Source organism: Deminuibacter soli (assembly GCF_003412455.1).
Taxonomy (GTDB): domain Bacteria; phylum Bacteroidota; class Bacteroidia; order Chitinophagales; family Chitinophagaceae; genus Deminuibacter; species Deminuibacter soli.
Genome location: NZ_QTJU01000006.1, coordinates 25,529 through 51,665, shown reverse-complemented (window position 1 = coordinate 51,665; position 26,137 = coordinate 25,529). Strand labels below are relative to the sequence as shown.

The 26,137-nt window shown below is 45.6% G+C and carries 22 protein-coding genes and 3 tRNA genes; 18 read left to right on the top strand and 7 right to left on the bottom strand.

The annotated features are described in order from the left end of the window. Nucleotides 1-14: 14 nt before the first annotated feature. On the top strand, nucleotides 15-776 hold the full coding sequence (locus DXN05_RS16170) for a hypothetical protein (RefSeq protein WP_116848322.1): 762 nt from the start codon (nucleotides 15-17) through the stop codon (nucleotides 774-776). Between the two features lie 415 nt (nucleotides 777-1,191). Here DXN05_RS16170 and DXN05_RS16165 read toward each other — a convergent pair. Next, nucleotides 1,192-1,278, bottom strand: a tRNA-Leu gene (locus tag DXN05_RS16165). Between the two features lie 358 nt (nucleotides 1,279-1,636). Continuing rightward, nucleotides 1,637-1,719 (bottom strand) — tRNA-Tyr (locus tag DXN05_RS16160). 361 nt (nucleotides 1,720-2,080) lie between these two features. Between DXN05_RS16160 and DXN05_RS16155 the strand changes: the two genes are divergently transcribed. The 10 genes from DXN05_RS16155 (at nucleotide 2,081) to DXN05_RS16110 (ending at nucleotide 16,328) form a co-directional block, all read left to right on the top strand. Beyond that, nucleotides 2,081-2,653: an RNA polymerase sigma factor gene (locus tag DXN05_RS16155; protein ID WP_116848321.1), complete on the top strand. Its 573-nt coding sequence runs from the start codon at nucleotides 2,081-2,083 to the stop codon at nucleotides 2,651-2,653. Nucleotides 2,654-2,712: 59 nt separating this feature from the next. Further along, complete coding sequence (locus DXN05_RS16150) at nucleotides 2,713-3,729, top strand: FecR family protein (RefSeq protein WP_116848320.1); 1,017 nt, start codon at nucleotides 2,713-2,715, stop codon at nucleotides 3,727-3,729. A gap of 129 nt (nucleotides 3,730-3,858) precedes the next feature. Continuing rightward, nucleotides 3,859-7,377 (top strand): SusC/RagA family TonB-linked outer membrane protein, encoded by a 3,519-nt coding sequence (locus tag DXN05_RS16145; protein WP_116848319.1) that lies wholly within the window; start codon nucleotides 3,859-3,861, stop codon nucleotides 7,375-7,377. 26 nt (nucleotides 7,378-7,403) lie between these two features. Beyond that, nucleotides 7,404-9,164: a RagB/SusD family nutrient uptake outer membrane protein gene (locus DXN05_RS16140; protein ID WP_116848318.1), complete on the top strand. Its 1,761-nt coding sequence runs from the start codon at nucleotides 7,404-7,406 to the stop codon at nucleotides 9,162-9,164. 28 nt (nucleotides 9,165-9,192) lie between these two features. Next, nucleotides 9,193-9,981, top strand: a complete 789-nt coding sequence (locus DXN05_RS16135) for an endonuclease/exonuclease/phosphatase family protein (RefSeq protein WP_116848317.1) — start codon at nucleotides 9,193-9,195, stop codon at nucleotides 9,979-9,981. Nucleotides 9,982-10,167: 186 nt separating this feature from the next. Next, nucleotides 10,168-10,740, top strand: coding sequence for a TetR/AcrR family transcriptional regulator (locus DXN05_RS16130; protein WP_116848316.1), 573 nt, complete (start codon nucleotides 10,168-10,170; stop codon nucleotides 10,738-10,740). A gap of 94 nt (nucleotides 10,741-10,834) precedes the next feature. Beyond that, nucleotides 10,835-12,166: a TolC family protein gene (locus DXN05_RS16125; RefSeq protein ID WP_116848315.1), complete on the top strand. Its 1,332-nt coding sequence runs from the start codon at nucleotides 10,835-10,837 to the stop codon at nucleotides 12,164-12,166. A 34-nt stretch (nucleotides 12,167-12,200) separates the two neighbouring features. Continuing rightward, entirely contained in the window at nucleotides 12,201-13,307 is a 1,107-nt protein-coding gene (locus DXN05_RS16120; RefSeq protein WP_116848314.1) for an HlyD family secretion protein, read from the top strand. A 26-nt stretch (nucleotides 13,308-13,333) separates the two neighbouring features. After that, nucleotides 13,334-14,920 (top strand): DHA2 family efflux MFS transporter permease subunit, encoded by a 1,587-nt coding sequence (locus DXN05_RS16115; protein ID WP_116848313.1) that lies wholly within the window; start codon nucleotides 13,334-13,336, stop codon nucleotides 14,918-14,920. Nucleotides 14,921-15,143: 223 nt separating this feature from the next. Next, nucleotides 15,144-16,328: an MFS transporter gene (locus DXN05_RS16110; protein ID WP_245975228.1), complete on the top strand. Its 1,185-nt coding sequence runs from the start codon at nucleotides 15,144-15,146 to the stop codon at nucleotides 16,326-16,328. 42 nt (nucleotides 16,329-16,370) lie between these two features. Here DXN05_RS16110 and DXN05_RS16105 read toward each other — a convergent pair whose 3' ends face one another. Both DXN05_RS16105 and DXN05_RS16100 read right to left on the bottom strand, forming a co-directional pair. Then, on the bottom strand, nucleotides 16,371-17,180 hold the full coding sequence (locus DXN05_RS16105) for a helix-turn-helix domain-containing protein (protein WP_116848312.1): 810 nt from the start codon (nucleotides 17,178-17,180) through the stop codon (nucleotides 16,371-16,373). A 42-nt stretch (nucleotides 17,181-17,222) separates the two neighbouring features. Continuing rightward, nucleotides 17,223-18,194, bottom strand: coding sequence for an aldo/keto reductase (locus DXN05_RS16100; protein WP_116848311.1), 972 nt, complete (start codon nucleotides 18,192-18,194; stop codon nucleotides 17,223-17,225). 494 nt (nucleotides 18,195-18,688) lie between these two features. Here DXN05_RS16100 and DXN05_RS16095 point away from each other — a divergent pair. The 5 genes from DXN05_RS16095 to DXN05_RS16075 all read left to right on the top strand — a co-directional run bounded on the left by DXN05_RS16095 (nucleotide 18,689) and on the right by DXN05_RS16075 (nucleotide 23,678). After that, nucleotides 18,689-18,775: transfer RNA gene (locus tag DXN05_RS16095), tRNA-Leu, on the top strand. Nucleotides 18,776-19,200: 425 nt separating this feature from the next. Continuing rightward, nucleotides 19,201-20,352, top strand: coding sequence for a site-specific integrase (locus DXN05_RS16090; RefSeq protein WP_116848310.1), 1,152 nt, complete (start codon nucleotides 19,201-19,203; stop codon nucleotides 20,350-20,352). Nucleotides 20,353-20,667: 315 nt separating this feature from the next. Then, complete coding sequence (locus DXN05_RS16085; RefSeq protein ID WP_116848510.1) at nucleotides 20,668-21,048, top strand: plasmid mobilization protein; 381 nt, start codon at nucleotides 20,668-20,670, stop codon at nucleotides 21,046-21,048. After that, a complete protein-coding gene (locus tag DXN05_RS16080) occupies nucleotides 21,045-22,079 on the top strand; it encodes a relaxase/mobilization nuclease domain-containing protein (protein ID WP_116848309.1) in 1,035 nt (344 codons plus the stop codon). Before DXN05_RS16085 ends, DXN05_RS16080 begins: the two co-directional genes overlap by 4 nt. 129 nt (nucleotides 22,080-22,208) lie before the next feature. Beyond that, nucleotides 22,209-23,678, top strand: coding sequence for a hypothetical protein (locus tag DXN05_RS16075; RefSeq protein ID WP_116848308.1), 1,470 nt, complete (start codon nucleotides 22,209-22,211; stop codon nucleotides 23,676-23,678). Nucleotides 23,679-23,713: 35 nt separating this feature from the next. On the opposite strand, the gene DXN05_RS16070 is transcribed toward DXN05_RS16075, so the two are convergent. The 3 genes from DXN05_RS16070 to DXN05_RS16060 are packed head-to-tail and all read right to left on the bottom strand — an operon-like array spanning nucleotide 23,714 to nucleotide 24,826. Continuing rightward, the gene (locus tag DXN05_RS16070; RefSeq protein ID WP_116848307.1) at nucleotides 23,714-23,938 is read right to left on the bottom strand and encodes a DUF2188 domain-containing protein; all 225 of its coding nucleotides are present in this window, start codon (nucleotides 23,936-23,938) and stop codon (nucleotides 23,714-23,716) included. Nucleotides 23,939-23,943: 5 nt separating this feature from the next. Continuing rightward, nucleotides 23,944-24,396 carry a hypothetical protein gene (locus DXN05_RS16065; RefSeq protein ID WP_116848306.1) on the bottom strand — a complete coding sequence of 151 codons (453 nt, stop codon included), beginning with the start codon at nucleotides 24,394-24,396 and terminating at the stop codon, nucleotides 23,944-23,946. 10 nt (nucleotides 24,397-24,406) lie between these two features. After that, nucleotides 24,407-24,826, bottom strand: a complete 420-nt coding sequence (locus DXN05_RS16060; protein ID WP_116848305.1) for a helix-turn-helix domain-containing protein — start codon at nucleotides 24,824-24,826, stop codon at nucleotides 24,407-24,409. 150 nt (nucleotides 24,827-24,976) lie between these two features. Between DXN05_RS16060 and DXN05_RS16055 the strand changes: the two genes are divergently transcribed. Continuing rightward, nucleotides 24,977-25,459: a hypothetical protein gene (locus tag DXN05_RS16055; protein ID WP_116848304.1), complete on the top strand. Its 483-nt coding sequence runs from the start codon at nucleotides 24,977-24,979 to the stop codon at nucleotides 25,457-25,459. 3 nt (nucleotides 25,460-25,462) lie between these two features. After that, a complete protein-coding gene (locus DXN05_RS16050; RefSeq protein WP_116848303.1) occupies nucleotides 25,463-26,071 on the top strand; it encodes a hypothetical protein in 609 nt (202 codons plus the stop codon). The last annotated feature ends 66 nt before the right edge of the window (nucleotides 26,072-26,137 follow it).

Sequence of the window (26,137 nt, the reverse complement as noted above, 5' to 3'; positions counted from 1 at the left end):
ATAAAATATTGGATATGAAATACAAGACACACCTTTGGATACTCCCATTTATAGGCAGTACTGTTATAATTGCCTGCAGCAAAAATGCCGGCTTGCCTGACACGCCTGTTACAGGAACGAAGAATGGCGCTGTAACGGGTATTGTAACGGACGCTAAAAATCTGCCTGTGAAGGCGGCGAACATCATTGTTGAACATACAGTATGGTATAACAGCTATCTTCTTGCTGCCAGCAATAACGAAGGTAAATACGAGGTGTCGTTACCCAATGAACCTGCAGGCGACTGGACCGCCAAAGCCCAGCTTACAAAAAATGCTTATGGACAAACCTATACATTTGACCTGGAGCCAGATAATACCGGTGCTTTCAGCAAAGCTACCGGAGCTGTGCGAAACTTCAAATGGAAGCTCAGTGGCCAGCGGCCCGGCAGTACCAGTTATTATGGTGCGCATGTTGACCTGTACATGCTGGGTACTGATGTGAACATGACGAAAATAAAACTGCTGTTTACGCCTTATCCCGGCGAATCAACTTTGATCGATGGAACTGTTGCCACGGCATTTGAAAAGCCGGTGGAAGACGTAGCAGGTACTTTTATGGTAAAAGATATACCGATCGGGAAATACTCGGTCAAAGCACAATACAACGGTAAAATGCTATTGCTGAATAACCGTCACCTGGATGATAACAACGAACCAGTTAAGACGGTGATCTTTGGTAAAAATGGTTTCCTCGGCGAAACGGAATATAATATTGAATTTTTCGTGGTAGAGTAAGCTGGCTTATCAGAACCAGCTCACAAAATGACACGATTCGTTGCAGTATGGAGGAAACGGTGCAAAATTGAACCAAAACGCAGCATTCTGTATGCCTAGCTGCCAATGAGTGGCTTTGTTAATCAGTTTGCTTCAAAACAGTTCTGACAGTGTTACGGGGATATGTTTTTGCACCAGGTTGTCAAAACCTGGAAGTATGTAAAAGCAGGCGCAGATAAACTGCCGTTTTGTACCTGTCAAATCGTGGCGATGTGAGCCGTGTCAAACGTTGGTTGTTGTCGCCGAGGTTTAAAATCCGTGTCATTACCCGTGTCGTTTTCGTGTCAGGAAAAACGTGCATAAGCGGAAAAAGGGGGTAGAAAACGACTTACGGAAAATAAAAAAGCCTTGATTATCAAAGATAACCAAGGCTGTATGGTGCCCAGAACTGGATTCGAACCAGCACACCCGTGAAGGCGCTGCGACCTGAACACAGTGCGTCTACCAATTTCGCCATCTGGGCATTTGTTTTGAAGCCGTTTTTGTTGAGCGTTATCAGGTTTCACGCTGCCGGCTTCTGTTGTAAAGTTAAGAACTTTCCCGCTCGTAGCCCTTGTTTTTCAACCATTTGGCTGCGATTGGGTTGCAAATATAGGAGGATTTTTATTCCTGCAAAAAAATAAATGAAATTTTGGAGATTTTTTTTTGAAGGCCGCTCACAAGTGCGTTGATTTTCTGCGGCGCTATACGAACGCCATGGGTACATGATACCGCAAAAGCGCCTGTTTCCCGCATGAACCTGAAAAATTTCCCGGTGTTACTGCAAGCTGCCACGGGGGAGAATAAAAAAGTCCTGCAGTGTACACTACAGGACTTTTATGTGGGCAGGAGAGGATTCGAACCTCTGAAGTCGAAAGACAGCGGATTTACAGTCCGCCCCATTTGGCCGCTCTGGAACCTGCCCGGCTTGATGTTTTATTTTAACGGGGCACGAAAGTAGGGAAAAAGTATATTCATTGCTGAAATAACTTGAAGCTGCAAGCTGCAAGCCTGTTTGGTGCATACACCTCCGGCATGTTTGGGAATGCTTTTAACCACGAAGAGCACAAAGTCAGTACACAAAGAACACAAAGAGCATCTCGCTTGAAAAATCGCCTCTGCGACAAGCATAGTTCTCGCTTAAATCATTTCGATGTGTCGATGTCCCGACCCCGAAACCGATACCCGCTACAATCACTCACAACTCACCACTCACGATTGTTTACGATTTGTTAACGTGTAAAGCTGTATTGCTGCTATAACTTGCCGGCCCAATAGTCAGCATAATGCCGCAACAATTAACTGCTGATTCCCGCCTGCTTGAGCGCATCGCGGCCAATGAGCCGCAGGCATTTGAGCAACTGTATGCGCAATACTGGGAATCATTGTACCTGTTTGCTTATCGTCGCCTTCAATCTACTGCCGCTGCCAAAGACATCGTGCAGGATATCTTCATTAACATATGGGAGCGCCGCAGTGAATTGGTGCTGCATGGTTCGCTTACCGCTTACCTGCATGCTGCCGTTCGGTATAAGGTAATTGAAAAATTAAGCGTACTGCTGAAAGATCGCCAGCGCAGCAGCCAGCTTGCAGCCATGGTGACCGGTTCATTCAATGATGCGGATACTGTTATCCGCGAAAAGGAACTGATTGCCTTAATCGGGCAAAAAATAGACCTGCTGCCTGCGCGTATGCGTGAAGTGTACCTGCTGAGCCGCGAAGAAAAATTGCCTGTGAGTGAAATTGCCTCACGCCTTAATCTCTCCGAACAAACCATCAAGAACCAGTTAACCAGTGCACTCGCACGTTTAAAAGATGGGTTAAAAGAAGCCGCCTCATTCTTGTTTACAATTTGGTAACAATGGCGCCTGGTACCAGTTGTTGTTTTTCACCACAATAGGAAAAACAAAACCGGTTCATGGAATTATCCCACATCAAGGAATTGTTGCAGCGTTACCTGGAAGGCCAGGCAACACCGGAAGAGGAGTTGCTGATAGAACAATGGTTTGCACAAACAGGTGAGCTGCCCGCAGTGCTGCCGGCTGACAGTAAAGAACAGCTGTCGCAGGAAATGCTCAGCGTTATCAGGGAGCGCATCGGCTTGCCGGATACGGCAAAAGCGGCACCCGTTAAACGCTTCAGGCCATGGTTAATAAGCGCCGCAGCAATAGTGGCAGCAGTGGCTGCCGGTATTTACCTGTTGCTGCCTGCTGCAAAAAACAATGCGGTCGCTGTTCAGCCAAAAGCAGTGGCAACGCCGGCAGTTATTGCAAAGACTGTTACCGTAACGGCAGGCAGGCAGTTGAAAAAGGTATTGCTGCCCGACAGTTCGGAGGTATGGCTGAATTATTCGTCCAGGCTGCGTTATGCCGCTGCGTTTACAGGTACAACAAGAGAGGTTTATCTTGAAGAAGGCGAGGCTTATTTTAATGTAAGGCAAAACGCTGCACAACCCTTTATAGTGCATACGGCCAACGTTGATACACGCGTGCTGGGTACATCGTTTAATGTAAGCGCCTATCATTCTTTGCCAAGAATATCCGTAGCCGTAAAAACAGGAAAGGTGCGTGTTACGGCACATGGTAAAAAACAAACGGCATCGTTTGAATTGCTGCCTTCGCAGGGCATTGCCGTTAACCCTGTTACTTTAAAGGGCATTGCTTTTGAGCAGCCGGTTGAACATATTTCTTCCTGGAGAACCGGTGCTTTGTCGTTTGACCAGGCACCGCTGGGTGATATTATACTGGCGCTGCAGAACAAGTACCATGTACACATCAGTGTGCAAAACCCCGGCCTGCGCTCACTTGCCTGTACGGCCACATTTACACGCAACAATTCACTGAAAGAAATTCTGGATGCCTTAACGCTGGTGCATAACCTGCAATACACGATCAATGGTGATGAGGTTGTTATTGCAGTACAGGAAGGTCAATAAAAAACCGGTTATGCAAACACATAACCGGCCAATACAAAAAAGCTACACTGTTACGTCCGTAAGAAACGGCCATTTCTGCGGATGCGTGCAGTTCTGTTTTAATCATAGCAATCAAAACATGTCAAAAGTATGAAAAATCGATTACGTTGTTTGGTCAGCCGCACGCTGTTGCGGTTGGGCATCGTATGCTTGTGCACGCTGCTGGTAACAGGTGCATGGGCATGGGAAAAAACGGCTGCGCAGGATTTAAAGAAAACCGCGAGCCTTAATCTGGAGAACATGAGCCTCGCTTCAGCCCTGCAGCATGTGGCAGAGGCAGGTCATTTTAAACTGGTGTATGATGCTGCACAGGTAAAGAAGGTCAATTATAGCGGCAGGCGTTTTTCGAAGCAGCCGTTGAATGCGATACTCGATTCGCTGCTGGCAGGTACTTCGCTCGGGTATAAAACCACGAACGATTTGCTGATCGTATTCCAGCAAACAGCAGCTGCGCCATTTACCTTAAAAGGCAGGGTGCTGGACAATGAAAAAAACACGCCGGTGCCTGCAGCCAGTATTTCTGTAAAAGGCACTAACCGCGGCACTGTAGCAGGTGATGACGGTAATTTTATATTGGAGCGGATTGCAGAAGGCGATGTATTGGTGGTGAACTCCGCCGGTTTCGAGAAACAGGAGGTGCTGGTAAAAGATGAGAAAGTGATTACCATACGCCTGCAGGCTTCTGTACAGAATAACCAGGAGCTGGTGGTGGTAGGTTATGGTGTGCAGAAAAAAGTGAACCTTACCGGTGCTGTGGGTTATGTTGATTCAAAAGCCATTGCAGATAAACCGGTGGCGAATGTAGGGCAGGCGCTGCAGGGCGTGGTACCTAACCTCAACATTACTTTTGGTGACGGGCATCCCGGCAGTGGCGCTAAATTCAATGTGCGCGGTACTGCCTCTTTAACCAACCTGAGCGGTTCTCCATTGATATTGATTGATGGTGTTCCCGGTGATATTAACCTGATGAGCCCTGCAGATGTAGAATCTATTTCCGTATTGAAAGATGCGGCTTCTGCTGCCATTTACGGCGCACGCGGTGCGTATGGTGTAATACTGGTTACTACCAAACGTGCCAAACAGGGCAAGCTTACGGTGAGCTACAGCAATAATTTCAGCTGGCAAACACCTACCACCAAAACAGATTTTATTACCGATGGCTATACCGCTGCCAAACTGGTTGATTCTGCTTTTATCCGCGCTACCGGCAACAGTTATACCGGCTACAATGATAATGACTATGCTGAATTGCTGAAACGCCAGTCAGATCCTTCCCTGCCACAGGTGGTTATTCAAAACCGCAATGGTGTTAACCAGTATGTGTATTATGGCCATACCGATTGGTGGCATACCATGTTCCGCAACTGGCAGCCTTCCATGGAGCATACGCTGAATGTATCCGGTGGCAACGAGAAGGTTGACTTTATGCTTTCCGGCCGTTACTATAACCAGAAAGGTATTTTCCAGATTAACCAGGATGCGTACAATGCCTATAATTTCCGCGCCAAAATAAATGCACGTGTTACACCCTGGTTAAACCTGTTTAGCAATACGCAGTTTTCAGGAACGGATTATACTTACCCGGGCTGGGGATACAATTCCAACTTTGTATCTATCACTGTGCATGCCCTGCCTTCTTATGTGCCCGTTAACCCGGACGGTACGGCTACTTACCGCACCAACCTGAACAACTATACCATTGGCGACGGTGTGTTTGCATCGCTGCTGAATGGTAAATCAAAAGGCGGTGAAAAACATTACGACATTACCAATACTGTGGGCTTTAACCTTAACCTGGTAAAGGGTTTAACATTAACCGGCAACTATACCTATGAGCTGATGCCGCATGCTGATTTCAACCGCAGAACAGCAGATCCCTGGTCTGTCAGTCCAGGTGTAATTCAGTATGTAGGTAACGATTACCTGAAAGAGGGCAGTTACCTCGATCAGCATCATACCATTAACTTATACGGCACATACGAAAAAAGCTTTGGCCCGCACAACTTCAAAGCCGTGGCCGGTTTAAACCAGGAGTTGCTGAAGTACAAAACCAATACGGTTCAGCGCAGCAACCTGCTGTCAAACGATCTTAACCAGATTGACCTGGGCACCGGTGATATAACCGTAGTAGGCAATGCCAACGAGCTCGCGCTGCGTGGTTATTTCGGCCGTTTAAACTATGATTACAAAGGCCGCTACCTGGTAGAAGTGGATGGTCGTTATGATGGCAGTTCCCGTTTCCCGGCGAGCAGGCGTTATGGTTTTTTCCCTTCTGCTTCTGCAGGATGGCGCATCAGCGAGGAAGCCTTTTTTGCCCCGCTGAAAAGGGTGATCTCCGATTTGAAATTCCGCGGTTCTTATGGTTCACTGGGTAACCAGGCACTGGGCTCGGGAACAGACTATGCCAGCTTGTATCCTTATGTGCCGGTAATGCCTGCAACTGTGAACAACTGGATTATTGACGGCACCAAAACACAAACGCTCAGCGTGCCTGCACCTATTGATCCCAATTTTACCTGGGAGAAAATTGCAACGCTGGATGCCGGTGTTGACCTGGCCCTGCTGAAAAATCATTTCCAGGTATCGTTCGACTGGTATAAACGCATTACCACAGATATGATTACCCCCGGCAAGGTTTTACCCGCGGTATTTGGTGCAGGCTCACCCAAACAAAATGCGGCCGACCTGGAAACAAAAGGGTTTGATGTAAACGTAAGCTGGCGTGACAACGGTACTGTGGCAGGCAAACCGTTTTCTTACAACGTAGGCGTAGTGCTGTCTGATTATACGGCAGAAGTAACCCGTTTCGATAACCCGAACAAGCTGCTTAGTAATAACTATGTTGGCCAGCAGCTGGGTGAAATATGGGGCTATAAGCTGGATGGTTATTTTGCCAGCGATGCAGCAGCACAAGCGAATAAAATTGACCAGACTTTTGTAAACAAGCAACGTTTAAGCGCACCGGGTGTATACAGCAAATTGTCTGCAGGTGATATCCGTTTCAAAGACCTGAATGGCGATGGCATTATCAATAATGGTAAAAACTCTGCAATTGACCCCGGTGATATGCGCAGGATCGGTAACCAGAACCCGCGTTATTCTTTTGGTATCAATGCCAGCGCTTCATGGGGTGGTTTTGATATGGCGGTGTTTTTCCAGGGCATCGGCAAACAGCAATGGTATCCCGGTAATAACGCGGATAAATTCTGGGGCCCGTATTCAAGGGCGTACTACTCGTTTATACCAACGGATTTCCCGGGCAAGATATGGAGCCCTGAAAATCCCAATGCGTATTTCCCAAGGCTGAGAAGCTATGAGGCATTGAACGCCGGTGGCGAATTGTACACAGCAAACGATAAGTACCTGCAAAACCTCGCTTATATCCGTCTCAAGAACCTCACATTTGGTTACAGCCTTCCTGCTTCACTGTTGCGCAGGATAGGGGTAAGCAAACTGCGTTTCTATTTCAGCGGACAAAACCTGTTTACTGCAACAAAGCTTAAAACCAAATACATTGATCCCGAACAGGCAATGCCCGATGGTGATGTGAATGGTCGTGTGTACCCGTTCTTTAAAACCTATTCAGTAGGCCTGAACATGACGTTCTAACATTGTTGATCTGAAAAAACTGTTACATGAAACAAATTCTCTCTGTTATATTACTGTCTGGCCTGGTGCTGGCAGGATGTAAAAAAGATTTCCTCGAACGTGAACCGCTTTCGCAGATTTCGCCAGATAATGGCTTTAATTCTGAAAGCGAACTGAAATTGTATGTGCGCTCGTTTTACCAGGGTATGATACCCAATGCGGATGATAATAACAATGCTTTTACCAGTTTGTATAACGAAGACATTGATAACATCATTAAAACCGGTTTGAGTGAACAGCAAAGCGGCGCCCGCGTGGTGCCGGTATCCGGCGGTGGCTGGAGCTTTGGTGCATTGCGCAACATCAATTATTTTTTACAGAACTACCGCCGCGGCGGACTGGATAGTACGGTGACCAACCAGTATGTAGGCGTGGCACGTTTCTTCCGTGCGTATTTTTACTTCAATATGGTAGCGCATTTTGGTGATGTGCCCTGGTACTCAGAAGTAATTGCATCCAATGATTCGGCCAAACTGCTGAAGCCAAGAGACCTGCGCACGCTGGTAATGGATTCTGTGCTGGCAGATATTGATTTTGCCATTGCGCACCTGCCTGCTGATAAAAGAGCATCCGAAGCTACCAAATGGACGGCCCTGGCACTTAAATCGCGCCTGTGTTTGTTTGAAGGCACGTTCCGTAAATACCATACAGAATTTAGTCTGCCCGATGCTGACCGCTTTTTGCAACTCGCTGCCGATGCAGCAGGCACCTTTATCAGCGCCAGTCCGTACACCATTTATAAAAGCACCGCAAAACCTTACCAGGACTTGTTTGCTTCTGAATCGGTGGTTACAGATGAAGTGATCCTGGCACGCCAGTACAGTACTGCACTGCAAGTGTTTCATAACCTCAACTATTACACCTTAACGCCATCGTACGGCAAACCCGGACTGGAGAAGAAACTGGTGAACAGTTACCTGATGAAAGACGGCTCTCGTTTTACTGACAAGGCCGGCTACGATACCATGCAGTTTTACAGCGAGGTGCAGAACAGGGATCCGCGTTTGTCACAAACGGTGCGCACACCGGGTTATACACGTATTGGCAGTGCCATTACTATCGCGCCTGACTATGCTGCTACGGTAACGGGGTACCAGTTGATTAAATTTGTAAGTGACCCTTCACATGATGTAAACCAGCGTTCAGATAATCCTTTACCCGTATTCCGCTACGCAGAAGTATTGCTGAACTATGCAGAAGCAAAGGCTGAACTGGGTACACTTACACAGGCTGATCTCGATAAATCGGTGAAATTGCTGCGCGACAGGGTTGGTATGCCTGCAATGGATTTGACAGCAGCCAATAACAATCCCGATGCTTATCTTGCTGGTCAGTACACGCATGTAACCGGTGCCAATACCGGCGTTATCCTTGAAATACGCCGTGAGCGCCGTATTGAGCTGGTAATGGAAGGACTGCGCTGGAACGATCTTATGCGCTGGAAAGAAGGCCATGTGCTTACTGCGCCTTTCAACGGTGCGTATTTCCCGGGCCCCGGCCAGTACGATTTGGACAAGGATGGTAAAATTGACCTGCAGATATACACCGGCAATAAACCTGCAGGCAGCGGTGTAATTTTAAAACTCGGCAGTGATATTGATTTAACCAATACCACATCCGGCGGTTACATCATTGTAAACAGAACGCTGGGCAAAACATTTAATGAAGACAGGGATTACCTGTATCCTGTTCCATCACAGGAAATACTGCTGAATCCTACTCTCAAACAAAACCCCAACTGGAAATAATATTACCGGTATTTTAAAAGAAAATAATATGCGGACTGTTTCATCATTGTTGTTGTGCCTGTTGTTGTCTGCTGCAGCAACAGCGCAGATAAAGCTCAGAATCTTATCCTACAATATTTATCATGCCGAGCAAAACTATGAACATGGCAAACCCAGCCTGAACGATATTGCTGCGCTGATTCAAGCACTGAAACCTGATTTTGTTGCCTGCCAGGAAGTAGACAGCGCTACGGAGCGGTCTGCAAAAATATACGGCAAGCCCGTAGACATTATGCAGGAGCTGGCCAAACAAACGGGTATGAAAGGTTACTTTGGCAAAGCCATGAACTATGGCGGCGGTGGTTATGGCGAAGGAGTGCTCACTAAATATGCTTCGGATAAACCAACCGTGGTACAATTGCCCAACCCTTCGGGTGGTGAACCAAGGGCGTTGATTTATGTGCAGCACCAGCTGGCAGACGGGCGCACGCTGTATTTCGGCGGTACGCATCTTTGTCACCAGTTTGCACCCAACCGCGAAGCACAGGTGCAAACCATTACCAGCACCCTGGGCAATGCAGCTGGTCCGGCTATATTGTGTGGCGATTTCAATATTGCGCCTGAAGGCAATGCTTATGAGCTGATGTTGCAGCATTGGCTGGATGCGGCTGTTGTAAAAGGTGATGCGCAGAATACTTTTTCTTTTGATAAGCCGCATGTGCGTATTGATTACGCATTCCTGTCGAAAAATGCGCAATGGAAAGTAACCGGTGTAGAGGTGTTGCCTTATAAATACTCCGATCATATGCCCGTGCTGTTTACCATTGAACTGTTGTAAACAAACGCGCAACAGACGGCCGTTGAAGAACCTTGAAAATAAAACAGGAGCCGCCCCATTACGGGCGGCTCTTTGGTTTTCAGGAGGTGTTGCAGTTTGTTATTGGTTACCGGCAACGATGTTCAGGTGGGCAGCAGGATAAATTCAATTTGTTTAAGTGAATAAATATTCACTTATATTTGCAGGGTGAAACCCCGGGACGAAAACAAGATAGCGCAGGTATACAAGGCTACCCTGAAGCTGGTTAAGGCACGTGGCCTGGCAGGCATTACCATGCAGTCTGTAGCAAAGGAGGCCGAAATGGCCACCGGCACCCTGTATATTTATTTTAAGAACAAGGATGCGATTATCTTCAATTTGTTTCACGTTTGCGTACAAAATTCTGCACAGGTATTTTTCCGGAATTATAATCCGTCTGCCCCTTATAAAGAGGCCCTGCACCTGATATGGTACAACATCATGCGCCACCGTATGGAGCATTTTGACGAAAGTGTGTTCCTGGAGCAATGTTTCCATTCCCCCTTTATTGATGAACCTACCAAGGTGCGGGTAAAGAAAATGTTCGATCCCCTGCGTGAGCTGATTGAGCGTGGTAAACAGGAACAGGAGCTGAAAGATATGGACAGTTTCTGGTTGCTCTCTTTTATGATGGGCAGTATTAATGAAGTCGTGAAACGCGCTGTGTATTTTAATAAAAAGATCAGTGACGAGATGCTGGAAATGAATTTTATGATGTGCTGGGATGGAATGAAAGCATAAAATTTTTATTCTTTAAGTGAATATATATTCATCTAATAAATAATTGTTCAAACAGGAACCATTAGAAACCTTTGTATAAAGCAACAGAAGATTTATGAAATACAGTAAACCACGGGTGTTTACAATGGCATGGTTGCCGTTGCTGTTACTGGCATTGCCCGGTAAGGCACAGGAACAAAAGCGGCTTACGCTGCACGATGCCGTTGAACTGAGTATTCAAAACAGCAAGCAGCTGAAAGTAAGTACCGCCCGTATTCAGGAAGCGGTAGCTGCAACGAAAGAGGCCACGGAACGCAGGCTGCCCGATTTCAGTGTATCGGGCTCGTACCTGCGGGTAACCAAGCCCGATATTAACATGAAGACCAAGGCGCTGGGTGGCAGCGATAGCAGTGGCGGCGGCTCCCCGTCGGTTTCGCAGTTGCTGTATGGCATGGCTACCGTATCGATGCCGGTGTATTCGGGCTCAAAGATCAAATACGGCATTGAATCTGCCCGTTTGCTGGAAGAAGCCAGCAGGCTGGACGCAGCGGGCGATAAGCAGGCGGTTATGCTGAATGCAGTAGCTGCCTATATTAACCTGTACAAAGCCAATGCAGCCGTACAGCTGGTGCAGGATAACCTGGAACAGTCAAGAAAAAGGGATACGGATTTCAGCAACCTGGAAAAAAATGGTTTGCTGGCCAGGAATGATATGCTGAAAGCACAGCTTGAAACCTCTAACCAGGAACTGGCGTTACTCGACGCGCAGAACAACAGTCAGTATGCCATGGTGAACATGAACCTGTTACTGGGTTTACCCGAAAATACCTTGCTGGTGCTGGATTCGGCCAGTATACAACAGCCCGGTGAATTAAAGCCGCTGATGGATTACGAGCAGATGGCAGATACCGGCAGAAATGATTTAAGGGCACTCGATCTGCGCAAACAGGCTGCTGTTGCCAATGTAAAAGTGGCAAAGGGCGATTACTATCCCAGCATTGGTTTAACGGGTGGTTATGTGGCAGCAGATATTCCCAACTTTTTAACCATTACCAATGCGTTTAACATTGGCGTTGGTGTTAAATACAGCCTGTCATCTCTGTGGAAAACGGATGCCAAAGTGCAGCAGGCAAAAGCACAACAGGTACAGCTTACTGCCAATGCAGGCGTGTTGCAGGATAATATTCACCTGGCCATTAATAAGGCCTACCTCGATTACCTCAGCGGTGTTAAAAAAATAGAGGTGTACAACAAGGCGGTGGAGCAGGCAACAGAAAACTACCGCATCAACAAAAACAAATACAACAATAACCTGCTTACCCTTACAGATTTGCTGGATGCAGATGTGGCACAGCTGCAGGCCCGGCTGAACCTGCGGTTTGCGCAGGCCGACCTGGTACTGGCTTACCACACGCTGTTGCAGAAAGCAGGTATGCTGAACTTATAATTATTCAATCGCACGTACTGAAAAAACATACTTTATGTCAAATAATCCAGCCGCAGGCGGTGATACTACCCCTAAAAAAAGAAGCAAGACATTTTTAATCATACTCATTTTACTGGTTGTTGCAGGTGCCTGGTTCGGCATCAGCAAATATGTATATGCACAACATCATGAAGAAACCGATGACGCACAGGTGGAAGCCAATATTAACCCGGTTATTCCCAAAATTTCAGGTTATGTAACCGAGGTGCGTGTAAAAGATAACCAGCATGTGAAGAAGGGGGATACCCTGCTCGTGCTTGATAGCCGCGACCTGACCATAAAAGTGGAGCAGGCTGAAGCTGCGCTGGCTACTGCACAAAGTAACCTTGCTTCTGCAGAAGCCTCAACAACAGCTGCACGTGCAGGTATTGCCACTTATGAAGCATCGGTAAAAGCGGCAGATGCACAGATTGAAGAAGCAAAGGTGAACCTGCGCCGCGCAACACAGGACTATGAACGTTATGCCAACCTGATCAAAGATCACTCCATTACGCAGCAGCAGTTCGAAATGGCGCAGGCTACCAAAGAAACGGCCGAGCGCAGGGTGCAGATGCTGCAGGAACAACGCCTGCAGGCTACACGCCAAACAGGGCAGGTAACTTCACAGAGCCATGCTACGTCTACACAGGTGGGCGTGGTAAATGCCACCATTAAACAGCGCCAGGTAGATGTGGATGATGCCAAACTGAACCTTTCCTATACGGTGGTGACTGCACCGGCAGATGGCGTTATTTCAAAAGTGAATGTACAGGCAGGCCAGTATTTGCAGGCAGGCCAGGCTACTTTCAGCATTGTACAGAGTGATGAGATTTGGGTAATTGCCAATTTCAAGGAAACACAGTTCGACGACCTGCATGAGGGCCAGAAAGTAGTAATAGAGATTGATGCATTTCCGGGTCATGAATTCGAGGCAAAACTGGCTTCGTTTTCACCGGCTACCGGCTCACGCTTTGCCTTGCTGCCGCCTGATAACAGCAGCGGTAACTTTGTAAAAGTAGTACAGCGTTTACCTGTGAAAATAGAGTTTGTAAACAAACAGGATTCACTGGTAAAACAACTGAAAGCCGGTATGAATGCCTTTGTTAATGTTCACCTGGATTAGTGCGCGGAATACAACTCATTTAAATTATGCAACAACAGAATTCGCTTGTTGAATATGGTTCGCGGCGTGTGATTATTACCATTACGGCTGTTTTTTGCGCGCTGCTGGAAATTATTGATACCACCATTGTAAACGTTGCCCTCAATAACATGCGTGGCAGCCTGGGTGCAACATTGAATGAGGTAAGCTGGGTTATTACTGCTTACTCCATTGCCAATGTAATTGTGGTGCCAATGACCAGCTGGCTGTCGCAACAGTTTGGCAGGCGCAATTATTTTGCAGCCTCGGTGATCATCTTTACGGTGTCCTCTTTTCTCTGCGGCAACTCAACAGGTATCGGCGAACTGATCCTGTTCCGTTTTATACAGGGGCTGGGCGGGGGCGCCCTGCTGGTAACTTCGCAAACCATTATCACCGAAAGTTACCCGCCCGAAAAGCGTGCAATGGCACAGGCCATTTATGTGCTGGGTGTTATTGTTGGCCCAACATTGGGGCCGCCATTGGGTGGTTATATTATTGACCATTATTCATGGCCGTATATTTTTTACATCAACATACCCGTTGGTATTATTGCCGCGCTGCTCACCATGCAATATGTACGCAGTCCCAAATACGCAGAAAAACGGCCTGCAAGCCAGGTAGACTGGCTGGGCATTTTCCTGCTTACGGTGGCTGTTGGCTCGCTGCAATACATATTGGAGAAAGGGCAGGAAGAAGACTGGTTCAGCAGCAAACTGATGGTAGTGCTGGCTGTAGTGGCCTTTCTTGGTGCGTATTGTTTTATATGGCGGCAGCTGGTGTACAAATACCCGATTGTAGAATTGCGCGTGCTGAAAAACGGTAACCTGCGCATTGGTGTTATTCTCTCGTTTGTGCAGGGCTTTGGTTTGTTTGGGTCTACGTTTATTATTCCGCTGTATACGCAAACGATATTGGGGTGGAATGCCCAGCAATCGGGCATGCTGATGGTGCCCAGTACACTGATGGTGGCGTTTATGATGCCTATTGTGGGACAAATGATCCAGCGCGGTGTATCGCAGAAATACCTGATTGCAATAGGCATGGCCATCTTTTTCATCTACAGTTTATTCACCTACCAGATTATTACACCGCAAACCGGTGCAGAAAACTTTTTCTGGGTGCTCATGATACGCGGCGTTGGGCTGGGCCTGTTATCGGTGCCTATTTCGGTGATGTCGCTGTCTACCCTGAAGGGGCCTGAAATAGCGCAGGGTGCTGCGTTTTCGGGCATGATGCGCCAGCTGGGCGGGTCGTTTGGTGTGGCGTTGATCTCTACTTATTTGTCGCGCGATATCATCGGTCACCGTTACAATCTTGTAAGCAAGCTGGATGTATTTAACCCTGCCGTGCAGGCAAGGATAAATGGTATTGCAGCTGGTATGCACGCGAAAGGCATGCCTTCGAATGTGGCAGTGAAAAGCGCACAGCAGCTGATGGACGGCTCTGTGACCATCCAGGCAACCATCTTATCATACATGGATATTTTCCTGTATGTAGGCTGCATGTTCCTGGTTTGCATTCCTTTTGTATTAATATTTATTAAGAAGTCTAAAGCGAAAGCCAAAGGCTCACTGGCAGATGCTGCACACTAAGTAAGTTGAATAACATGTTAGGAAAAGCGGGTGTATCAGTTAACGGTGCACCCGCTTTTGTTTTGCAGGTTACTGTATCGCCGCGGCTTTTGTTGCGCTGTGCGGCAAGGTTGCTTGCCTGCATTTAACAATGAATAGCTAAATTGCGCCATTGTTATAGCAATAGCACCGGTTTTGCCCAACTGAGGCCGGTAGTTGTTTTGTTTACCCAACGTTGAGCAGCATGATTGATAAAAGAGTATTACCACTGGCCATTGGTGGTTTAGGCATTGGCACTACCGAGTTTACCATTATGGGTTTGTTGCCCGATGTAGCACAGTCATTACAGGTGAGTATTCCCGAAGCGGGTCGTTTGATATCGGCCTATGCACTGGGCGTAGTAATAGGTGCGCCATTGCTGATTGGTTATTCTGTTAAGTTTCCACCTAAAAAAGTATTGATTGCCCTGATGGTACTGTTTGCCGTTTTTAACGGCTTATCTGCCATTGCACCCAATTATACGCTGATGCTGGTGGCCAGGTTTTTATCGGGCCTGCCGCACGGTGCGTTTTTTGGTGTGGGTACGGTAGTGGCTTCAAGAATAGGCGGGCCGGGTAAAGAAGCAAGATATATATCACTGATGTTTACCGGGCTTACAGTGGCCAACCTGGCCATGGTGCCGCTGGTAACGTATGTTGGCCATACATTTCACTGGCGCTGGTATTTTGCCATTGTTGCCTTTATTGGTTTGATTGCCTTGCTGAGCCTGTTTGTGTGGCTGCCTGCCATGAAGGGTAAGGGTGAAGATGCCCATTTCAGGGATGAACTGCATTTTTTAAAGAACCAGCAAAGCTGGTATGTGCTGCTGATCACTGCCATTGGTTTTGGCGGATTATTTGCCTGGTTCAGCTATATTAACCCGCTGATGACAGAAGTGGCCGGCATTGCCAAAAGTAATATGGCGTATGTGATGACGCTTGCCGGCGGCGGCATGGTAGTGGGTAACCTGGTGGGCGGTTATGTGTCTGACAAAATGGGTGCGCCTAAAACCTGTGCCTTTTTGCTGCTGTTAATGATGCTGGCACTCACAGGCGTGTTCTTTTTCTCGGGCACCAGGGCCATTGCATTAACGCTTACTTTTATGTGCGGCGGCTTATCGATGTCTGTTTCTGCACCGATTAATATTATGATGATGCGTGCTGCTCCCAATGCAGAAATGATGGCGGCGGCGTTTATGCAGGCAGCCTTTAACGTAGCCAATGCGCTGGGTGCTTACCTGGGCGCCATACCGCTGCTGCACGGACTGCCATACAATTACCCTTCACTGGTTGGAGTAGGCATGACGCTGATAGGCTTGCTTATTTGCACAGCTTATATCGCAAGGTATGCACGCGTGCGTGTGGCGAAGGAAATGCAAACCGGGGCCTGACCGATAGGTTAGCCATCCTGTAGCCAACCTTAATGCTCCAAACTATACCCAATCCGAAGGTGCCTTTCCGAACATTTTCTTAAAGGCATGTGAGAAGTGGGAGAGGCTTTCAAAGCCCAGGTCGAGATAAATGGACGAGGGTTTTCGGTGCTTTTTTTCTATCAGGTGTTTTGCTTCCTGCAGCCTTCTTTCCTGCAGCCACTGGCGCGGTGAGGTGCCGAATATTTTGTTGAAATCGCGCTTGAAACCTGCCAGGCTTCTGCCGGTTAGCTGCGCAAATTTTTCGACCGGGATGTTGAAATGAAAATTGATGCGCATGAATTTCTCCAGGTCAATCTTGTGCGGTTCGGAAAAGTCGAACAGTAAATCGCTGAGCGCAGGCATGGCGTGCAGCAACAGTTTTACACCTTCTTTTACTTTCAGCATACCCATATCATTCGTTATTCTTTCTGCAGGGTTGCGTACATAGGGCATGATGGATTGAAAATAGCCGTGCAGGAAATCGTTCGGCGGAATCAGTATGTTGGATGGGCCATTGTATTTATGCCGGATGCTTACCTGTTCTTCCAGCGCAATGGTTCTGAGCAGGTCTTCCCGCAGGGAAATGACGATGGTTTCATAATCCTCATCAGGCAGGGGCGTTTTGGTGATTTGCCCCAGCTGGTTTTTGCCCACCAGCAGCAGCTGGCCCCTTCTCATCGAAATAGTCTGCCCGGCTGTTTCCAGCGTGAACTGCCCTGAAACCTGCATGATGAGCGTGTTATGCGACAGGAATGCCACATTCTCCTTCCGCATGGTGGAGAGGTAGGCATAGAAAATTACGCCGGGTAAAATTTCACTGGGATTCGTCATGCTATAAAGTTATCAATAAGGGGGCTAAATGCCCCCCGTATTTTATCGTTGCAGGTAAGTGCTGCCTACTATTGCGCCTGGCGCAAATTGCTCATTAAGTTTACTCATTTCTTCAGGTGTAAACACAATATCCATTGTCTGTATATTTTCAGGCAGTCTTGATCTTCTGCTCATGCTTACCAGCGGCATAATATGTTCGCCTTGTGCATTTACCCATGCAATGGCCAGTTGTGCGGGCGTGTATCCCTTGTCTTTTGCCATTTGTTTTAATACATCCACTTTCTCCAGGTTTTTAACGAGGTTATCGCCCTGGAAGCGGGAGAAGTGCGTGTGGTAATCATTGGCAGGAAGCGGGGCTTTCATATCGCCGGTTAACAAGCCTTCTGCTGTATTGGCAAAAGCAACAACGCCTATCCCGAGTTCTTTCGCTGTGGGCAACAGGTCGCTTTCTATCTGCCGGTCGGCTAGTGAATAACCTATCTCCAAAGCTGTTACAGGATGTACACTGTGTGCCTTGCGCAGCTGCGCTGCAGTTATTTCAGACACACCGAGGTGACGCACTTTTCCTTCTTTGATCAGGTCGGCAACAGTGCCGATTACATCTTCTACGGGCACGCTGTTGTCGAGCCGGCAGGGTTGATACAGGTCAATAACATCTACACCCAGGCGTACCAGGGAATAGTTAATGAAGTTTTTAATGGCAATGGGACGAAGGTCGAGGCCCAGCCACTGACCGCCATAAAAGATGGCGCCGAATTTAACGCTGATAAACGCATCATCGCGCCTGCCTTTGATGGCTTTGCCAACCAGCAGTTCGTTGTGACCTGCACCGTAGAAGTCACCGGTGTTTAAGAAGTTGATGCCATTATCGAGTGCCATCTGGATAGTGGCAATACTTTCGTTTTCGTCGTTGGTAGCACCGCCCCAAACGGATGACATGCGCATGCAGCCCAATCCGAGTTTGGAAACCAGCGGGCCATTGTTGCCTAAGGCTATTTTTTTAACTGTTGTCATAGCTGCTGTTTTATTGATAATGATTCAAAGGTCGTTGTTTGTGGTATACGGCTGCTGTCGCCCGTGGCTCAATTTACTTGTCTGTATGGCTCAGGGAGCATGTTTAGTGAGGTGAGGGTTGCTGTGCCAATTCTGTGTACACGCCTGATAGTTTGGGCAAACAGTAAGGTGAATGTACAAAACTTGGTGTAAATGGTAAATCAATGCATGTTTATACTAAAGTGTAAGCCGCCTATACTATGAAATACCAATCGTCTCCCTGCGGCACACTTTATTTCGCGGCTTAACGCGTGCATTGTCGAAATACAGTTATCATCAATCGCATGCAGATCAGCAACCGGCTGTACAGCGGTGAAGCTGGATTTTCGCTGCTGTGCAATAAGCTGATGGTTTGGCCGGAAGCTTTTTTTCAAGGCATGATGGAAATGATTAACCAATTCCCTTTCTTTGCAGCCCGGTTAAAGCAAGCTGGTCTTGCAAAACCGAATACGACTGCCCAGATGGCGAAATTGGTAGACGCACTGTGTTCAGGTCGCAGCGCCTTCACGGGTGTGCTGGTTCGAATCCAGTTCTGGGCACCATACAGCCTTGGTTATCTTTGATAATCAAGGCTTTTTTATTTTCCGCAAGTCGTTTTCTACCCCTTTTTTCCGCTTATGCACGTTTTTCTTGACACGAAAACGACACGGGTAATGACACGGATTTTAAACCTCGTATTGCAGGTATGTTTTGAACACATCCCCTGCTATCATCCGGCTACAGTTGGCGACTGCGACCAACGTTTAACATGGTTCACATCACCACAATTTGACAGGTACAAAACGGCAGTTTATCGAAGCCGCGCAAAACTTTTATTTGTTAAAGTTTTACGCTTCCAGTACCGCTTTTACTCGCATACTACCACATTGACTTTCCAATGCCAACAGCTGGCTAGACGCCATGCAATTTTGTTTGTAATGGCCTATGTATTGATGGCCCATTCTATCACTTTTCAATTTGCTAAACTATGAAGATAGGCAAGAGAAAGAGCGATAAGGGCGATCGCTACATTTATTACTATGACCTTGGCCGTGATAAGGGACAACGGCCCCAAACAGGTGATTATACTTGGGTGAAGCCGAAGACCCCAGCGGAGCGGCAGCACAATAAAGTTACCCTGGAATTACTAAAGGTAAAAGAATCCAACTACGTGGTAGACCAACAAGCCATAGGCACCGGCTACGTACCACCTCACAGGCTTAAAGCTAATTTCTTAGACTTCTACGCTGAATATGCAAAAGACAATGCCACGCCCGGTAACAGGCATTTAAGCAACAGCCTTACACAACTTCAATTATTTTTAGATGGTAAAAATCAATTAGCGCCGATAGCGATTAATGAAGATTTCTGCAAACGCTTCCGCGCTTATCTAAAGAAAAAATTCACAGGCGACACACCCAGCAACTATTTCAGCCGCTTTAAACAAGTACTGAAAGCCGCGGCAAAGGCAGGGTATTTTAAGGACAGCCCCGCAGAGGAAGTAGCCGCACAATCAACCACTAGCAAACGACTGAAAAACTTCCTGGAAGCGGAAGACTATGTTCAATTACTACAGGCCCCTATTACAAATTACGAAGTTCAGGAGGCTTTTATTTTCTGCATTTACACCGGGCTTCGCTTTGTAGACATTGGGCGCGTGTTGTGGACAGACATAGCAAACGACACCCTAACCACCCGGATAATTCAAAAGAAAACGGGCTTCCCACTTGTGCTTGCCCTGCATCCTATTGCAAAAGGTATCATTGTAAAAAGGCTAAAAACAATCATGGACGGCCCGGAAGAGTTCAGGCAAAAGAAGCTGGCAAGCACAATTTTCGCGCTGCCTTCTGCAAACGGTTGTAACAAGATTTTGAAAACATGGATGGAAAGAGCAGGCTTGCAAAAGTCTATTACATGGTCTTGTGCAAGGCTCAGCTTCTCGATTTTGTTACAGGATGCCCGGGTAGATAATGCGACTGTTGCGTTATTACTTGGGCATACAACAACCCACTACGTAAATAAAACGTACAAGCGGCACAGGCCAAAAGACCAGATGGAAAACATAGGAAAGTTACCTAGCCCGGAAGTATCACCCTACTTTTTGTTAATAGATCAAACAGGAATGCCAGCCACAAACTAGGTTGGCCAAAATGCATAGGAAGGCTTTCGGCAAATCATACCGGAAGCCTTTCTTTTTCTTCACCAGCTGGGAGCAATAACACTGATCGAAGCGAAAATTAAGCTGGTGAAAAGAAAAAAAAAGTCCCGGCGGTAGCCATGATCGGCCACTGCGACAGATTTAAGGATCATATCACCAAACGCCCGAGATAAGAAGCCGCGTTTTGAAAGTTGGGGGAGCCAGCTATGTTTTGGTAAAACCAAAACCGCTGGCCGCCTCATGCTAACGCATTCAGCGGGATTTTTTCATGCTATCGCATTCAAAAATCATAATGCAATGGAGCAGGAAAATTCCAATAAACCCAACCGGGGCGGCCGCCCCTTAAAGCCTATCAAAAGGGACAAGCTACTGGCTGTAAAGTGCACCGGTTCCGAAAAAGGAGCAATTGAACAAAAGGCCAAGGCGCTGCAAATAACGGTATCAGAATACCTCCGGGAAATCTCCCTAACTGGAAAAATCAAAGCTAAAAACAAAGCCCTTCCCAAGGAAATATTGGCCTTAACTGGCACGCTAAACCATGTAGCCGCCAACCTCAATCAAATTGCAAAGCGGCTCAACATGGCTGGTGATTTTGACCCCGCCGAGCGCTCTAAATTAAAACTTCAAGTCCAGGAACTGAAGGCGCTAACGACCTTAATTAAAGATTCGTTTAGATGATCGGGTACATTGGAACTGGGAAATCCTTTGCTGGCTGTATTGGTTACTGCCTGGAGGATAAGAAAAATTTAACCAAGGAAGAGAAACGCCACCTTTCTTTTAAAGACAACCTGCAGCACCTCAACCGGGCCGAGGTTCTGTTTTATAACCGATGCTTCGGGGATAAAAAAGAACTGGTGCGCGATTTTATAGACGTATCGAAATTGAGCCGCAAGATCGAAAACCCGGTTCTGCATATGTCGCTAAGATTAGCACCCGGTGATGCTATCACCAAAAGCCAGCTGGAACAAATTGGCCGAAAGTGTGCGGCAGAGTTCGGTGTAGCCGATAATCAATACCTGTGCATTCTACACAAGGACACCGCAGAACAGCACATACATATTGTCGCCAACCGGGTGGGTTTTGATGGCCGGGTAGCAAGTGACAGCAACAGCTATAAACGTATGGCAGCACTGTGCAGGAAACTTGAAAAGGAGTTTAATTTGCGAGAGGTGCTAAGTCCCCGCAAGTTCCTCACAGACTCAGAAAAGGGCCTGCAACGGCACGACAAGCGGAAGCAGACATTAGCCGCCGAGGTCGGCAAATGTTTATCCCTGGCCGGTTCTTTTGCAGATTTTGAGCGCCTGTTAGGCGAGCGTAATTACTCCATTATAAAGGGGCGCGGCATAACCTTTATAGATGATAGAAAAGTAAAAGTAAAAGGTAGTGACATTGGCTTTCCGTTGTCTAAAATCAATAAGATTTTTGAAGTAAAGAGACAGCTTGCCAATAAAAGAAATGAGGAAATAGAATATCGCAAAACGTTGGACAACCAATTGGTGGCAGCTTCACACCTCACTCTGCGGGATAGAACAGCGCTTCAAATTAACCACATGAATGCGCTTAAAGCCTGGTCAGGACGACAGGAAATAGATACCTTGGGGAGCCTTATAGAGATTCTTCTAAGGTATGAACAGCCTAACGGCGAAATTCCCTACCAGTTTATAAGACGTAAGAAAAAGAAGGGTCTTTGGGGAGAACTAGGATTGTAGGTAGCTCAACTTTTCGAGCAAGCCGATTCATAACTTTGATCTACTTTCCATTTTATCTAATCAATTTACAATTAACGTGTTAATTAAAAATAAAGTATATTAGTTAAATTTAATTCAACCCCTATTCATATGAACATTTATTTTTCGGACTTCTTTGAAGTCACTCCCGAAGCAATTGATGACTATGGTGCATTTAACATTTCATTAATAAATGACCTACCTCTGTTCATCGACCCCTTTTTATTGTTTGGCAATGCTTCATCTGAATATCAAGACCTTCATAAGTCTATATTAAAATACTTGACGTTTCTAAAGCAAAAAGCAGATGCCGGCATAACCAAGTTTGCGCAAGTTCGATCTTGGTACCTATTTCCCGAAATAAAACAAAATTGGTTTGGATACAGTCGTATTGGCAACGGAGGTAGTGGACTGGGAAGAAAATTTGGAGAAGCATTCTCGCAATCAATTACATGGGTTTTTAGTGATTTAGGGAAAGAAGTGGTAACTCAAACATCTCATCTGGAAAAGGCTGCATTATTTGAGATCGGAGTAGGTAAAGATAATATTAGCGATTTCACAACGAATCTAATTAAAGATTATTTACTTACCTACACCGAGAAGTTTGCCCTAGAATTTATTGATCCTAAAAAGCTAAGAAAGGTTACTGTCTCAAAAGTCTATTTTGATTACGAGTTAGAAAGATGGATGCCTAAAACATTTACTTTACCATATATTTTTAGCGATTATATTATTTTAACCCCCAAAAATATTCTAACGAAGGACGAGAACTGGATAAATGCAAATGATTTAAGAGGTGACTTCACTTCAATCTGTGACGGCATTCCCAATGAGCAACTAAGACATGAAATCTCAAATTACTTTCAGCGGCAATTACCTGCACCAGAGAAGAACAAGAATAATACACAAAAAGAAATAACCGAAGCTGTTCAAGAAACAATAAAAAAATACCCTGAGGTAATAGAGTGGTTCATCAAGAAGAAAGAAGAAAATAAAGTCGGTGCCAAAAATGTGTCCGAAGAAAAGGTCGAGGAAGTTGCTGCATTTGTTAAAAACATTCAAGAATTTGTCGCTCTCTTAGTATCGCTAACAAATTTCTATGATATTAAACCTAAGGGGTCTTATGACGAAGCATTGCAAAGAATCGCTTTTTTGAAAGACGTTATAGAAAACAATGATGGGTACAGGTTGTTTTATTTAGACGGAAATCCGATAAAAAGAGAGGAGGACCTACAGATTATTTATAGACTTACTTGGTTTGCAACAGAGTATGATGTCAATCGAGAAGTCAATAACGGAAGGGGGCCTGTGGATTATGCTGTTTCAAGAGGAGGAAAAGACAAAACGCTTATTGAGTTCAAATTAGCTTCCAATTCCAAACTCAAGCAAAACCTCGCCAAACAAGTAGAGATTTACGAGAAAGCAAATAATACCAAAAACTCCATTAAAGTAATTCTACATTTCGATGCTACTGAGCGAAAAAAAGTTATCGATATTCTTAAGGAGTTAAAGTTAGAAGGAGACAAAAACATAATTCTTATCGACGCTAGCAGGAAGATATCAGCGTCAAATGTGAAATAGATAATAGCTAATATGACGCGTGGGGGCAATGATCCTTATCCTTTTGGGGGATAAGGATCATTGCCGTAGCTATTTTTTCCCCTTATTTTACCATCACGCCCATGAATTACCACTTCAGATTTTTGCTGCTTAGCAATATTTGTTGCGTAAGATATTGCATCGGATTGACGCGAAGTTATTACAGTTGCAGTCTTTCGACCTTCTACTCTAACCGCCCAACCATTTCCTAATGGAACAACATGTTGATTTTTTTTACTCATAATCACTAATAATTTAAATTAGCCAAGATAGTATTGCAGTTGGTTATAAATCTTACTGCTTCTCTTTTCCTAACTATTCTAGTGGAATATCTGTTTATCGGATCCCAAGAAAGAACGTCATTCCATTCCCGCACGAAGCTTGTTGTAATTGTATATTCCTCCCCAGAATACTTCAATAATCGAGACAAATCATGATTTTTTAATTGTTGGATTTTATTCACTGTTGTTTTAAACAATGCAGAACTTATCGGAGATGTCTTATATGCCGCAAACTCAATATCATTCTCTGGATATCCATGCTTGAATTTAAAAATATAGCAAATTTTCAACTTTAATGCTATCTCTATTGAATAGCCAGCCATATATTTAGCCGTACTGTAACGTCTGTTTTCAAGCAGGACTTTTGTGTCCTTAAGACGATTTTTCACCAGAGTTCTAAGATCATTTTTAGCTATCATCAAATGACAATTAACCTTTCTTCAAATCAGAAAGTCTATCGATCATTTCATTCTTCTCTTTAAGCATTCGTTCATAAAGTTCAACCTTTTCATTGTACAATTGAACTATCTTATCTATAGGATTAAATGTCGGCTGAAAATTATATCCATTTAAAACCGATTGGTCATTGAATGTATTTGAAATTATCTGCACGGCATAATCTTCATTAAACTTCTGTATGGCTTCAGGTGTCACCTTTAAAATTTTTGCAACTTGTTCTAAAATATCCACTTCAATAGTCTCTTTTTGTTCTAACAAAGACACTTTTTTCTGGTTCCAATCCTCTCCAAGCTCAAAGGCCAATCCCTCTTGCTTGATACCTAACATTTCGCGGAACCGCTTGATGTTCCGGCCTTCGTGTACTTTATTGGGCATATCAGTATTTGTCATAGTGCAAATTTATCTTTTTCTGAATAGGTAATATAGTCATTTTTCGGAATAAAATAGTTCTACGCCAGTCATGGAATCGAATAAAGAAGTAGAATATCGAATTGATTAGCAGATTATTACAATGTTATTTAGTGTCTTAAAACGCTGAATATGCTAGACCAAATTGAATCACCACCCACACCTACCTTTAGCGAAAGCGAGTGGCTAAAGCTCATTTTTACGCTAAATGATATTCAGGATTGGTTGACCGGGTTAACAACCAATGCCTTTATGGGTATTCCGGTTTTTGACAAGAAAAAGCTATTCCGGAAAACCTATTATATAACGATTACAAGGCTGGTCCACCTTTTAGAACGACACTATTACAAAATCCCTCGCTACCCCCTTGCAAGTAAATTCACTGTTCCGGTGGTAGATATTTTATCCCATTTAAGGGATGCGTCATCCCAGCCAGTTTCCCCCGTTCTCGGCACGTTGAACTATCGGCGGGTGATTAATACAGGCGCTATTATAGGATTTGATATTGACCGGACACCCACCTCCTTTATAACAGTTATAACCGATGGCGGCGGCCAGATTATCACAGCCTACCCAGGCTACAGCCGCCCCGAACGTAAACCTAATAATGAATAACCCATGAAAGACTATATTAAAACCTCCATTTGGTACAGGGAAGAGATTACCGACCCCTACCAGATCATTGCAAATTATTTTGATTTTGCCACTGTAGCCGACTACAGGCACCAGGTGTTACAGATGATAAAAAAAGCGTACACCAAAGGTATTTGGCAAAAACGCTGTCCTGCAAATGTCCTATTCAGTTTTGAACAACTGGAAGGGCTAATTAATGCAGCTTATCTTATCGATAAGGAAAACAAAAATGGGCAGCTGAAAATACAAAGGAGTGAGGCATTCAACCCCAACCTTTTCAGGGGCTGGATTGGTAGATTGTCCGACTGGGACTACTTTCCGCGCTCGCTTAGCTTTAAAGAATATACCAACCCCTATCTGGTTTTCAAACGGTTCTTTAAATACCGGGAATTGGGAGATTGGAAGAAGGCACTAAAACCGTTGCAAGAATATGTTCTTAGTCCCGATCCTGTTTTTGAATGCATGGAATCCGCCGATAGCCTACAAATCTATAGATACCTTTTGAAATTGATTGAGGCCGCACACCTGATTGATGTAAGGGAAATTAACCATGTGGGCGGGCGCATTAAGAACCGCCTTCCAAATAAGGCTTAGTCATGTTTCTATATCCAAACTGGCTGATGCTTCAACTCTGTCGAGAGAATGAAGCGGAGGCCAGTT